Here is a 13,413-nt window from a genome sequence, read left to right on the forward strand (position 1 = left end):
TATCAACCTTCCTTTTCTATGCTATTTGAAAATGAGACGATATGAATAAAAGGAATAACTGTTTGTAACTGCTGTAGAAGAGGAGATAGGGCTTCTTCTCCTAAATCACGTTCAATAAAAACAAATACTTCATCGTAATCATGAGGTGAAATATTATAAAAGTAATTTGTAATAGTAGAATCTTCAGGACTTGGATATGAGAAATGATTATGAATGGCGTAGTTCACATCATTTGAAACAGGATGGATAGGGCTTCTTGTTGTAGATTGATATAAAATATTTTCACCCATTTCAGCAGCAATTTTCATTGGGATATACATAAATTCACCCGTTCCGAGGCAGAGTGTTCGTTTTCCAATTCTTTCTCTTTTTAAAGTTTTTCCTGCTTCTTGAGCGAAAGAATGAATGTGCTGTTGTTCATATGCTGAAATGCCAAATCGCCCAGTATATTTTATATAATTTGATGTATAGGGTAATTTTGGGCAGGTAAGGGTATGTTTTTTGAAATCAGGTTTTGTTTCTTCAATTTGAATATCTGTTTTGGCAATATTCAATGGTTGGCCAGTTGTATGAATAATGCCTTCTAATAAAGAAATAACATGAATCTTAATTTGAAGTTCGTCTTCTAATTGTTTAAATTGTCTTCTATTAGTATGAGAACGCCAGTCTAATAAAGAAGCAATAATATATTCTTCTCGTGGGAATTTATTTTGAATCGATCTAATAATATTTAATGCTGTTTTTCCTGTTGTCATCTCATCATCTACGAGAACAATAGGATTGCTGTTTTGAAAAAAGCTTTCATCCACATAACAACGGTGCGATGTTGCATGAGAATGTTCTTCCTCAAATGTAATGACAGATTCTAGGTGGGGTATCGATTCCCTAGTTGTATGTACATACTTTGCATTTTGAAAGCATTGAAACATAGAATGACCAAGTGCTGTCGCTGTCTCAGCGAATCCGATGAACAAAACTTCTTCTTGCAGAGGATATTGATAACGAAATACTTCCTCTGGGATTTCATGAATTTCTAATGAAATGAGATTTAAAATTTCTTTTTGAAATGGATGAGAAGTATTATGTAGCATTTCCATATATCTTGTAGCGAGAGCAAATCCACTTGATAGAGAGACTGCAGGTTTAATAGGAAGATGCTTTCCAAGGATTGTACTCACAAATAAAAAACTACGTTTCTTATTTATTCTAGCAGCCATTTGAAAAAGATTGTCTAGCGCTAAGTTATATGGATTATCACGTACTTCTACATGAACTTGTATATTATTTAAAACGTTATACGTGTTGCTTTGCGTTTGTAATAAGGAGATCGGTGAATTGTTTGTTTTCATGTAGCACCCCATAAATATTAGATTTTAAAATGGTTTTGCGAGCCCAGCCATAATGCGGCTTTACTTCATTCATTTTGTTAGAAAAACTGCTTTTTAGCACTCCATTATACGTATCTGCATTTTGTAAAATTGACCTCGCATCTAAATAATCTTCCATTGTGACAATGTGCATTGCCTGTACAACTTTAATATGAGATGGGTGAATAACTGTCTTTCCGATTAAGCCATTTGCATGGTCAAGTGATACCTCTTGAATGAGCCCTTCTTCATGATCATTAGAAAAATATTCCCATACACATCCTGAAATAATATATTCATTTGTTGCCCTTGAGAAAACGTTAATAATGTCTGAAATACAATCACGGACAACAGTAATATGATAGATAGGTGTGTATTTATTGCGCCGAATACTAAATATACTTGAAAAATCAGTAGCACCAATACGTACATTTAAGATGTAATCGTGATAAGAATCTAGTAAATCTTTTATTTGTAATAATGATTCTGCCCGTGTTTCCTTATACATAATTTCTGGTGATTCTAAAATCGGCATGCCATATAGCGATAATGAGTATAACTCGTTTATACATGCAAGCTGATCGATATAAGTCTTTCCGTTAATCGGTGTGAATTTTGGAAAGACAAAACCACATAAACAATGAACAGCACTACCTAATTCAGTAACAATTGTCTTCATTTGACTTGGCTGTCGAACTCTAATAAAAAGAAGTGGGATGTCTGCTTGATTTAGTATGTTGGCACTGACTAAGTTGGCTATTTGCTGTATTTGAACGACGATGTTTTGCTCTGCAAGTTTTACTTCTTCATCGCTGATAGCGTCCTCTAGACAAAGAATAATTGAGGTAGCATCCACATGTTTCTTTCTAATTATATCTTCCGCAATCGTTTCTTTCGTGCCAGGAGTATATAGTGTAGCGCCTAGTGCGTAAGCTAGTTGTTCTTTTCCTATATTTTTTGAAAAACTAAGAGGTTCTTTATAGAAAAAATTTTGCCGTTCTTCTGAGGAGAGATAAGAAAAGTAATTCAAATTGTCACCACCTTATTTGTAATGATTCTGTTTAATCGTAACATAATAAGAAAAATCTTCCATAAAATGAAGCGAGAAATTAAAAAAATATATTGAGAAAGATGAATTATAAGATGAATATCGAATATTGTTAATAGAAATATAATAGGGGGAAAGAGAAAGTGGATATACATAAGTTAACAGAGGAAGAAGCAAATGAGATAAATACGTGGGCGTACGAGGAACCATATAATTTATATAGTTTTTCAGGCGAGAAAGAAGTAATAAGAGAATTATTAGATGGAACTTATTATGGCTGTTGTAACGATCAAGAAGAGTTCATCGGCTATTTTTGTTTTGGAGAAAATGCACAAGTACCAGGTGGAAGAGATGCTAATTTATATGGTGGAGAAGATGTGATTGATATCGGACTTGGCATGAAGCCAGATTTAACAGGGAAGGGAATGGGAGAAATGTTTTTTCAAGCTGGAATAGCGTTTGCTGCTAAGGAATTTAATTCGAAGATGTTTCGATTAAGTGTAGCAACATTTAATACAAGAGCGATTACGTTATATAAAAATATCGGATTTAAGCAAGGGTCTATTTTTTTGAGTCGTGGAAGAGAATTTATGCTTATGGAATACGAAAGACCGTCAGCATGAAACTGACGGTCTAGAAAACATTATTATTCCGAGTGATCAGCTCGGTGCGCTAAACGGCTTGAGGCAGCGGCAGCAATTCCGCCAACGATATCGTCAAGGAACGTGTGCACTTTTCCAGTTGATTTATCATTTAAGTATTCTAAAATACCAGGTTTTAATTTATCGATATATCCAAAGTTCGTGAAACCGATAGATCCGTATACATTCACGATAGAAAGTGCGATAACTTCATCAATTCCGTATAAGCCTTCATCACGTTTTACGATATCTTGTAACGGCTCACTTAGCATTCCTTTTTCAGCAAGAACATCGAGTTCGATACCTGTAATCAGTGCGTTTTGTACTTCACGTTTTGATAGTACACGTTCTACATTATAACGGCATTCTGACATCTCTAAATTTGGATGATATTTTTTTTGAAGAAAATGAACAAGTTCAGCAATATCGTCAATTGTTACACCGCGTTCTTGTAATAGTTGTAATGCTCTTTCTTGTAGTTGATTTGATTCTTTCATGTTTATCACCTTTTTTTCTTTTTAGTATTTGTATACGTTTCGTTGCTTTATCATGTGCATAGGAATGAAAGGCGAGCACAAGCTCATATATATAAAGAAAAACCATAGGTGGCGACTGCGATGATTCAGCATATTTATGAGCATTATCACATGCATGTTAAAGAATTAATCCCCCTTGGCCCCTATAAAAGCTTTTGGATTCGCAACAAAATTTATGTACTTGTTCCAATTGGAGAAATGGAGGAAGAAGTACTTGTAGAGATGAAAAAGCTCAGTGATTATATGAACCAGCAAGGGGATATAACTGTAGCGACTTTCGTTCCGACTATACACGGCTACTATGTAAGTGAGATAGAAGAACAAAATTACTGCTTATTAAAAGGTATGCGCACGTTAGAACGACATGCTATGTCATTAGGAAGTGAGCTTTCTATATTCCATAAACGAGGTGCATTCTTTCCAGAAGAAATTGAGCAATTAAGCCGTATTGGTGAATGGAAAGCGTTATGGGAAAAAAGGCTCGATCAATTAGAAAAGTTTTGGCAATCACAAGTGATGAACCACCCTTCAGATGTATTCGATCAATTGTTTATTGAATCCTTCCCGTATTACTTAGGAGTTGCAGAAAATGCAATTCAATATGTTGTCGATACAGAAATGGATGATACGCCGCAACTAACGGATGCAGCAACAATTTGCCAAGAACGATTCACACCTTTATTATGGCATCAAACGAAGCGGCTCAAACTTCCTTTTGATTGGGTGTATGATCACCCAACTCGAGATATGGCAGAATTAATTCGCTATATGATGATAGAAAAAAAGAAAGACTGGGAGCAAACAATAATTCAATTTGTTACAGATTATGAACGTAATTATTCGCTATCCTCATTTGGCTGGCGCTTATTATTTGCAAGGCTCTTGTTCCCGCTGCACTATTTTGAAACGGTCGAACGATATTACCAAACTGGAAACGAAGAACAAAAAAGCATATATAGAGATCGCTTAGAAGCCATTTTACACGATGTGAACCGCTCAGAGCAATTTATGAAGCATTTTTATGGCTCACTTCGTTTACCAGTAGATAAGCTTGGGATTAGAAAATTAGATTGGCTATCTTAAACGTATAAAAAAGAGACCGCTGGAGGTCTCTTTTTTATACCACAATTTTATGTAATACATTATGCCCCTACCTGTTGATCTGTACATATATTTAAAACGAATTGATGTTTTTCGAGTTTTTCATTTACTTTACCCAATAATTCTTGCTGGATTTCTTTAAATAAAAATTGATAGCTTGTATTCCATGTTGGTATAACGGATGAAAGGCCTAATAAATACTCTTTTTTCTTTTCTAGTTCTTGAATTGTTAAAAAAGTGTTCCCCATTTTTGGCATGTGTCATCCCCCTATGTTTTCTTACTGTATATGTGTGAACGATTCACTATATAGTATTAATTATCGCATTTTTTGAGAAGGATTTCCAATTTTGTTTTATGATGTTAACGGATAAATGTGATTTGAATAAAAAAAGGAGACCAAATTTGGTCTCCTTTTAGAAGGCGATTCTGAACGAGCCGCTTCTGCTTTTAGATTAATATCCAGCTCCAGCGGCTAAAATGTTCGGTGGCTTCGCTTCTTCCGCCGAGGCAAAAAGCGCCTCTATGTCAGAAGCTCCATCCTCCTCACATTTTGAACGAGCCGCTTCTGCTTTTAATTATCCAGCTCCAGCGGCTAGAACAGTCGGCCATTTCGCGCCTTCCTGTGAGGCAAAAAGCGCCTCTTCGTCAGGAGCTCCAATGACCTCCTGTTCTGAACGAGCCGCTTCCGCTTTTAGATTAAAATACTTGTTCTACTTCGATAACGCCTGGTACTTCTTCAAGTAACGCGCGCTCGATACCAGCTTTTAGTGTGATTGTAGAACTTGGGCAGCTTCCGCATGCACCCATAAGGCGTAGTTTTACGATACCTTCTTCAATGTCTACTAATTCAACGTCTCCGCCATCGCGAAGTAAGAATGGACGTAATTTATCTAATACTTCTAATACTTGTTCTTGCATATGTGGGTTTTCCATTTTTATCGACTCCTTTCATCAGTTTTATTATAATCAAGATAGAGGGGAAAATCTATTTTTTCTCTTCTTGTTTTATTGTCGAAATATTGTATCATGTTTTTTCAGTATAGGGGTATGGAATAAGTTTGTAAAATGATGTGCTTATGTAATAAGACATCTGAATATACTGTTGGAACAAGAAGTGGGGGAGAAGAAATGGTTAATGTGCAAGTGTATGGGACGAAAGTAATTTGTGCGAGCTGCGTCGGAATGCCATCTTCAACAGAAACGTTTGAATGGTTACAAGCGGCAATTGGTCGTAAATATGAAGGACAAGAAAATAAATTTAATTTCGAGTATATTGATTTTCAAGAAGAACAAGAAGATGAAGATAAGAAAGCATTCGCTGAGCGCGTAGTGGAAGAAGATTTATTTTATCCGGTCGTTCTTATAAATGGAGAAATTGTTGGAGAAGGAAATCCTCGCTTGAAGGATGTTTACGAAGAAATCGAGAAATATTTATAAAACAAGAAGTCTTTGCGAATTTGCAAAGGCTTTTTTTATTGGAGGGATAGATGTGAAAAATGGAGTGAAGCATGCGTTACCAACGGAAGTACAACAGTTAATGGAGCGGTACACAGTAGAATTAAAAGAAATTTTTTTAGATGAAAAAATAGTCGGGGTATATATTTACGGATCCATCGCACTAGGTGCATTTCATAAGGAAACGAGTGATGTTGATTTTGTTACAGTGATAAATGATTCCGTGAATGAAGCTGAAAAACAGCAGATTGTGGAACTACATAAGAAGCTTAGTGATAATACACTAGGTAAAAGAATGGATGGTATGTATATTCCGCTTGTTGATTTAGGGAAATACAATGATGAAATAAACGAGTATGTGTATTGTGCAGATGGTAAAGCTAATGTTGGTCATTGGGACATTAATGCGGTCACATGGTGGACGTTGAAAAATCAAGGCATTACAGTTACCGGAAAAGAAGCAGAAGATCTTCCGTTGCAAATACAATGGAATGATGTAGTAAATACGATGAAATATAACGTAGAACAGTACTGGAGTGAAAAGGCGAAGAAGCCATATTTATTTTTTATAGAAGATTGGATAGAATCAGCTGTCGTTACGATGGGACGTATTTTATATACACTAGATTATAAAACAATCGTTTCAAAAGATAGAGGATTGCAATACTTGTTAGAAAGTTCAGCGGAAGAATGGGAGCTTTTATTAAAAGAAGTAGAGCGAATACGGCACAATCCAAAAGAAAAGCGAATGCTCTCAAGGTGGAGAAGGGCAGATATGACGAAGAGGTACTTACTGCATTTAATTGAGACGTGTAGAGAGAAATGGTAGTAGCTTTTTATTTTGCATAATTTCATTTGCAAAAATGTCCTATATAGTTGAGGTAGGACTTATAATAAGTCCTATTTTTTGAAAAATTAAAAATAGATTAACGAAATGTGGAATTAAAGTTATGAAATAACAAATTGTAACCCCCTGTTTTTATTTAACAAATCTAAAAATTAAATCATCCCCTAAACACCTTACTTCCTTGCGAATAATGAGTTACTATTAATATATCTATATAATACATTTAGTATTGAACAAGACAGAAGGAGACATGTTATGGGATTTTTAGAAGTCGTAGGGAGTTTGTTATTTTTTGCATCACTTGTTTTATTAGTAATTTCATTAGTAAGTAAAATTAGAAAAAAACCAGCAAAAATATGGATAAAAAGAGCTATTATTTCATTTGTATTAGCAATGGTAGTATTAGGATTTAATGTCTCATTTTTAGGTGGAATAGCGGTAATATTTTTCTTTATGGGCTTATATGGTTTAGCTAAAATCATTCAACTATTGGTTAAAAAGAAAGATGGTAAAAAGAAATTTGCTATTCTTATGGTCATAGGATTTGTAGGATACTCTATTTTTGATAGTTCTTTTTTATTAAATGCAACTTACAATAAGCCTGCTGAAAAAGTTGCAAATGCAAAACAAGAAGAAAAGAAAGAAGAAAAGAAAGAAAAGGTTACATACAAGAAATATGGTATCGAAGAAATAAAATCGATGTTTACAGTCGGAATGACTAAAGAAGATTTTTCTAATAAAAAAGAAGAAGCAAGTCTTAATAATCGCTCCTTTGAAGATTACGAAGGATATTCTGTATACACTTTCAATTCCTCTGAAGGTAAAATAGCGGCTGTTGTTTTAAATAAGACTGCTGTTACAAAGATTGAAGTTTTTGATAATGAGGATTCTATTGCAAACTTTATTAAAGAGGAAGAAGTTAGAATTAAAGAAGAGCAAAGGATTATTAAAGAAAAAGAGCAGGAAGAGTTAAAGAAAAAACTTGAAGAATCATACAATAATAGTAAACAAAAACTAGAAGGATCTGGAGATTCTGTTACAAGTAAAATTAATTTGAATTCAGGTTTAGCATTCTTTGAGTTTACCAATCAAGGTTCAAGAAACTTCATCGTTCATCTAAAAGATTCTTCGGGTACAGCTACTCAATTATTAGTAAATACTATTGGGAGCTATAAAGGAACAGTCCAAACAACGGTTCCTTCATCTGGAGAGTACTATTTAGAAGTGAAATCAAGTGGAGGTTGGAGTAGCTCGGTAACCCAAAAGGCTTCTCCAAATAGAGAAAAAGCACCAGGCACAGTTAGCGGTCATGGGGACGATGTGGTATTTATCGAAGTACCAAGTGGTAACCACATAATTAAACTTAAACATACGGGCTCAAGAAACTTTATTATTAAAGTGAATGATAAAAACTTGCTTGTTAACAAAATTGGAAGTTATGAGGGCTCAGCTTCTCAAGTATTCCAAGACACAGGAATGTATAGCTTTGGTGTTAAAGCTGACGGAGATTGGAGCATTACAATAGAATAAAAAAAGCGGTCATAGGGATATGACCGCTTTTTTTATTTGAATGAGATTATAATCAATACAATTTATAGAAGTAATAAAGCATCGGAATTTCATTTGAAATTTCACCTTAAAAAAATCGTTTACTGTTATTTCATGTTGTTACATACCGTAAAAGTACTTTACAAGGAATGAGAATTCGACAGATAATATAAAAAAATATGTAGGCGGGGAAGCGGATGAGTAAATATAAATTACATATAGATAAAGAACAACTATGGAAAGGCTGGGTTTTAAATTCGATTGCCCATGCAATTAATGTAGCGCATTGTCCAGATTTCTCACATGAAAGTTCATGGGATGGATTTAACTATAGTATGCAAAATACTCAAGGCGGACAAGGGACAATTACGTTTCATCCGAATTACACGATCGTATGTCTTCAAGATGTGAATAGCGAGAGAATTGATGAGTGGATTGATGCGAAAGATTATTTTGAAGGGGCACCTTCGGAAGTAATAGATATTGCGAAAGAAGAAGCACTTCAATACGTATTAGAAGAAGTAGAAGGCGAAACAGTTCCTTTTATTACAACTGCATTTTGGATTGAGGATAGCGGTGCGTATTCAATTGATTCATTTGAAGAGATGGAAGAGCACGGCGGATTCTTATTAGAAATTCCATTACTTGATACAGAATCAGCAATAGAAAGACTGGAAGAAGAGTATGAACTGACAGAGGAACAAATAGAGCTTTTACAACTCGTGTATAAGAAAAAAATCCAAAGTCCAAATGAGGAAATTAAGTTGTCTAAAGAAGAAATAGCAATGATTGGAACGGAAGATAGCGAAGGATTGGAAGTTAGTAAGGAGTCATTTGAAGAAATGAATATTACTTGGGAGTTGTAGGATAGGATATAAAATTGTGATAAAGCAAAATGTGAAATCATATTGCACTTTCTACTAGTTTTTTTATATACATATCAATTTCATGAAAGAATACGAGCTCTTTTTCCTCGGTATTCAGATGCACGGAGCAATGTAAATATTGCTGTAAATAGCGATTAGCTTGTTCGTACTGTTTTAATTTGGAGAAAGAAAAACAAGTAAGAAGCAGAAACGCTTTTTCTCGTAATATTGAAACGACAGCTAGTACCGGAGTAATGGAATGTATATTCATTTCCACTAGATTTTCATAAGACGCTCACGTTTGAAACCAGTCGAAAATAGTAGAAAGGTAATTCGGAATAGCGATAGTTTCATGTGAAACATTATGCAATAACTGGTTCTGTTTGATATGCATAGGCTCTATTCTCGTTTGTAGAATGCAATCGAATATTGAAATGTTTTCTTTTAATTGTAATTGGTCCGTAATAAGCTGCGGGAGACCGATAGGGTGGACTCCTATATTTATATAGAATTCATCTCCAAACTGGCTTTTTTGTATGTTAATGAGCTTATAAAATCCGTTTTCAGCTTTGAAAAATGTATGTCTTTTTTTCTTAAAGCCGAGTGGTTTTAAAGTGGCGTGTAAATTTGTAATGAAATCTTGATCCTTTTTAGAGCGAGACTTATTCCTCGTCATATTCATACGTAGTTAAGTTTTGTAAGAAACTTTCAAAGTTAGGTGCTAATTCAATAATTTCCTCAAACTCATTATCGATAAATATAACTGGAGGATTTTCAGCTACATTTCGATAGTCTAATGCAATCCATGTATGTCCATCACCAGATAAAAGTACGATATTATCAGGCATTTCCCATTCTCGAATTAAATAGCGACTCTCTAAAATACTAGATTCATTTTCATCAAAAGAAATACCATATAAACCAGATACATTAACGTGATCGTCTGCCCAAGAATTTGGCTTTGAAGTAGGGTGAGTATCAAGACGAAGAGTTCCCCCATTTTGTTCTTTTAGAAGGTTTATGTATGATTCTGGAAGCTTTACGTTCAGTACCTCTTCTGCTTTTTTGATTAGTTCGTCGTTAATGGGTGCTAGTTTTAAATAGTCATCTTCTGCCCAAATTGTACTCTTCATATTCGGTCACCTCAAATAATAGTTTTAAGAATCTTATGTCATATATTATAGTTAGTTTAGATAACGCGCAATAGAGGGAGAAAATAATGAAAAAGTTTCAAATCGAACTAAATAAACTGCCAACAGAAAATGTCGGAGAAATAGTACTTAGTATAGATGAGAGTATTGTATTTCAAGAAAAGACGGACATAATAGACCCGATTTGTCAGTTGTTTGATGCTTGTATCGAGGTTTTTAAATATGATGACGCTACAATTTTCTTAAATGAATATGAAAAAAAGATGGAATTTAAGAAGAAAGATGGGGAGTTTCTCATTATTAATCAGAGAGGCAAGAAGTTAGCTAGTGTTGATAGCGAGCAATTTTTACGAGTACTCTTTTCGTTTCTTAAAAAGGAGATAGGGCAGATTTACATGAGTGGAGTTGATTCTTTTCGAATCAAAGATGCTTACCATAGAATGTTAGGAATTGATCCATTTGTTCCTAAACTTGTAAATGGAAATGATGAAATTATGTATCGAACTTATCATTCTACAAGTGACAAGTATGAATTAAAATGGAAGTATTTAAAAGGGAGAGAGGTTGACCCGATATTTACTCCGGTACTATCTCATGATAAGAAGAGTATCTTTTATGTAGAGGGAAATAACCACAGAATTCGTAAACTCGATAGTGAAACGAAAGAAGAAATTTGGCAGTGCCATATTCCAATAGTAGAAGATTGTAATTGCATAACTGTGAATGGTGTCACAATTATTTGGTATGCGAATCGATTTGGAGAAAGTATGGCGAAATTGTACGCTATTTCATCAAGTTGTGGGGAGCTTCTATGGGATTTAGAAATAGAAGGGCATATTATACAAGATGTAAAAACTACGGGAGAAGAGTTACCACGTTTACTAGTTATTACACAAGAAGGCTACAATGTTTTATTAGAGCTTGAAAGTGGAGTGAAATTATGGGAAAAGAATGTCCGAGTCGGGGGAGAAATGGCGCAGTGTCATCTTGGCTCAGATTACTATGTGTTAGCAGGAAATTCTTTTGATGAAGATGGGGAAGCTGATGTATATAGTAACGTTGCAATTGCCATTCAATTATTAGACGCTTCTACACTATGGAAACAAATGATGGAAGATTGTAATCCAAATGAACCAGTTACTTTAACTAATGAACATTTTATATGTGTAGCAATAGATTCATTACAAAAGTGGGAATATGGAAAAGAAGGTTGTAACTTAATTTTTGAAAAAGCCTTTGATGAGGTACAGTACTCTTACATTGCATCAATGGAATCAAAAATACTATTAACAAGAACTGAGTATGAATATGAAGATGTAAGTAGACAAATACAATGTTATGACCATAAGAGCGGTCAAAAATTATATGAAGTAAATATGCCTTTTGAAATTGAATTACCTCCATTTCTTACTGGAGAGATGATGGTATTGTCCTTAGGAGAAGGCAGAATTTGCGGTATTAATATTCAAACAGGTAAAGTGATTTGGAACAATACGACTCTACATGATGTTACAAAGGTTCTGTTATATAAAGATGGAGAAATTTACATTGCTACTTCAAATTTAGAATTAATCATACTTGATGCTGAATGTGGCGAAGTGAAAGATATAATTAAACTCCCTAAAAATGTTGTTGTAATAGATTTTATTGTATCAATTGAGGAAGTTAATAATGGACTATTCATTAGTTGTGTAAGTGGAAATATGTTTGAAATAGTAGAAGGCTAATTTGTGAGTTTTCTTAAGTCGAGATGTTTGTTTTAAAATAGTAGTATATATTCACTAAAAAAGATGTATAAAAATGATTTTGATGCATCCTTTTTAGTGAATATATAAAATAATTAACTTGGTGTATTAAAGGTATGATACATGATTATTTTAATATATTTAAAAGTAAAATGAAATAAGAAACAGATAATTGTCGGAATATATTCGATTTCCGTTCATTTTTATGAAATATGTGTACTTTTTGTTAGATTCCTTTATTTTGTACATATACAATAAATGTATATAGAAATAAGAAAAGGATGATGTACGTGAAGGACACTGTTTTACAAGAAACAATTTCTCAGCAAGAATTACATAAAGTTGTTCAAAAAAATACAGCTTATTATGATTTTAAGTGGGGTAAAATAGAAAATCCTGCGCAAGGGAATACATGGAATTGGGTAGCCTTTTTCTTCCCAACCTTTTGGTTAGCTTATCGTAAAATGTATAAGTTATTTATTATATTTGCGTTATTGGCTATACCTAGTATAGTTATACCCCCTTTTATAGATATTCCAGATGGGATTTATGTAACATTTAGTTTAGCTCTTCAATTAGGAATGATGATATTTACTGGATGGCAAGGAAACCGTTTATATTATAAGCATGCTGTTCGTGTTTTTCGTAAGGGAGAAGATGCGTCTGATCATGAGAAGGCGTATTTCTTACAATCAAAGGGCGGCGTTAGTGTAGCTGGTATGATTGGTTTACAGATTATAGTCGGGATTGTGTTTGGTTTAGCTGCGTTAGGGCTGTCCTTTTTACCAACTGAGCCGAATATTAAAAACGTTGTTCGTTCAAGTGATGAAGGGGTTACTTTAGAGATTATGACTGATAATCCAACTTGGAAGTTTGTGAAGAAAGAAAAAGAGTATGACGTAGTAGAGTTTACTGGTTATGATTATACAGAGAAGAAAAATGTGAAAATTAAATTTGCTGTTTATTTCGATGAAGATTATTTCGAGTGGCAAGAGGTATATGAAAATAATAAGAAGTTAAGTGAAGAAGAAGTAGAAGAATATCAAATTTATATTGAAGAAAATAATTGGGGTTTCTAGAGGGAACTCGTTCATTTTGAAAAGAAGA

General features: G+C 34.0%; 14 protein-coding genes and 1 pseudogene. 8 read left to right on the plus strand and 7 right to left on the minus strand.

Translation table 11 applies throughout. The features are described 5' to 3' along the window. Positions 1-2 precede the first annotated feature (2 nt). Both ASE54_RS17100 and ASE54_RS17105 read right to left on the minus strand, forming a co-directional pair. On the minus strand, positions 3-1,349 hold the full coding sequence (locus ASE54_RS17100) for a phosphoribosyltransferase family protein (protein ID WP_000856293.1): 1,347 nt from the start codon (positions 1,347-1,349) through the stop codon (positions 3-5). Further along, a complete protein-coding gene (locus ASE54_RS17105) occupies positions 1,294-2,397 on the minus strand; it encodes an HpcH/HpaI aldolase/citrate lyase family protein (protein WP_001106085.1) in 1,104 nt (367 codons plus the stop codon). Before ASE54_RS17105 ends, ASE54_RS17100 begins: the two co-directional genes overlap by 56 nt. 161 nt (positions 2,398-2,558) lie before the next feature. Here ASE54_RS17105 and ASE54_RS17110 point away from each other — a divergent pair, with 161 nt between their 5' ends. Continuing rightward, on the plus strand, positions 2,559-3,038 hold the full coding sequence (locus ASE54_RS17110) for a GNAT family protein (protein ID WP_000351144.1): 480 nt from the start codon (positions 2,559-2,561) through the stop codon (positions 3,036-3,038). Between the two features lie 23 nt (positions 3,039-3,061). On the opposite strand, the gene ASE54_RS17115 is transcribed toward ASE54_RS17110, so the two are convergent. After that, entirely contained in the window at positions 3,062-3,553 is a 492-nt protein-coding gene (locus tag ASE54_RS17115) for a phosphatidylglycerophosphatase A (protein ID WP_000665102.1), read from the minus strand. Between the two features lie 120 nt (positions 3,554-3,673). Here ASE54_RS17115 and yutH point away from each other — a divergent pair, with 120 nt between their 5' ends. After that, positions 3,674-4,675 carry a spore coat putative kinase YutH gene (gene yutH / locus ASE54_RS17120; RefSeq protein ID WP_000614219.1) on the plus strand — a complete coding sequence of 334 codons (1,002 nt, stop codon included), beginning with the start codon at positions 3,674-3,676 and terminating at the stop codon, positions 4,673-4,675. Between the two features lie 59 nt (positions 4,676-4,734). Here the strand turns inward: yutH and ASE54_RS17125 are convergent, their stop codons facing one another. Then, complete coding sequence (locus ASE54_RS17125; protein WP_001125497.1) at positions 4,735-4,950, minus strand: hypothetical protein; 216 nt, start codon at positions 4,948-4,950, stop codon at positions 4,735-4,737. A 440-nt stretch (positions 4,951-5,390) separates the two neighbouring features. Continuing rightward, positions 5,391-5,627 (minus strand): NifU family protein, encoded by a 237-nt coding sequence (locus ASE54_RS17130; protein WP_000431159.1) that lies wholly within the window; start codon positions 5,625-5,627, stop codon positions 5,391-5,393. Between the two features lie 195 nt (positions 5,628-5,822). Here ASE54_RS17130 and ASE54_RS17135 point away from each other — a divergent pair, with 195 nt between their 5' ends. The 4 genes from ASE54_RS17135 (at position 5,823) to ASE54_RS17150 (ending at position 9,410) form a co-directional block, all read left to right on the plus strand. Next, a complete protein-coding gene (locus tag ASE54_RS17135; protein WP_000248589.1) occupies positions 5,823-6,131 on the plus strand; it encodes a YuzD family protein in 309 nt (102 codons plus the stop codon). Positions 6,132-6,183: 52 nt separating this feature from the next. After that, positions 6,184-6,978, plus strand: coding sequence for a nucleotidyltransferase domain-containing protein (locus tag ASE54_RS17140; RefSeq protein WP_003310048.1), 795 nt, complete (start codon positions 6,184-6,186; stop codon positions 6,976-6,978). A gap of 273 nt (positions 6,979-7,251) precedes the next feature. Further along, the gene (locus ASE54_RS17145) at positions 7,252-8,526 is read left to right on the plus strand and encodes a tripartite tricarboxylate transporter TctB family protein (RefSeq protein WP_000506011.1); all 1,275 of its coding nucleotides are present in this window, start codon (positions 7,252-7,254) and stop codon (positions 8,524-8,526) included. Between the two features lie 215 nt (positions 8,527-8,741). After that, positions 8,742-9,410: a hypothetical protein gene (locus ASE54_RS17150; RefSeq protein WP_000049693.1), complete on the plus strand. Its 669-nt coding sequence runs from the start codon at positions 8,742-8,744 to the stop codon at positions 9,408-9,410. 37 nt (positions 9,411-9,447) lie between these two features. On the opposite strand, the pseudogene ASE54_RS35835 reads toward ASE54_RS17150, so the two are convergent. Further along, positions 9,448-10,086 (minus strand): annotated as a pseudogene (locus ASE54_RS35835) (DUF4304 domain-containing protein). After that, positions 10,073-10,543 (minus strand): SMI1/KNR4 family protein, encoded by a 471-nt coding sequence (locus tag ASE54_RS17160; RefSeq protein ID WP_000843111.1) that lies wholly within the window; start codon positions 10,541-10,543, stop codon positions 10,073-10,075. Before ASE54_RS17160 ends, ASE54_RS35835 begins: the two are co-directional and overlap by 14 nt. Positions 10,544-10,629: 86 nt before the next feature. Here ASE54_RS17160 and ASE54_RS17165 point away from each other — a divergent pair, with 86 nt between their 5' ends. Both ASE54_RS17165 and ASE54_RS17170 read left to right on the plus strand, forming a co-directional pair. After that, complete coding sequence (locus tag ASE54_RS17165) at positions 10,630-12,288, plus strand: PQQ-binding-like beta-propeller repeat protein (RefSeq protein ID WP_000714474.1); 1,659 nt, start codon at positions 10,630-10,632, stop codon at positions 12,286-12,288. Between the two features lie 299 nt (positions 12,289-12,587). Continuing rightward, entirely contained in the window at positions 12,588-13,385 is a 798-nt protein-coding gene (locus tag ASE54_RS17170; RefSeq protein WP_003255092.1) for a DUF2628 domain-containing protein, read from the plus strand. Positions 13,386-13,413 lie beyond the last annotated feature (28 nt).

This window comes from Bacillus sp. Root131, assembly GCF_001429475.1.
Classification (GTDB): Bacteria; Bacillota; Bacilli; order Bacillales; family Bacillaceae_G; genus Bacillus_A; species Bacillus_A thuringiensis_S.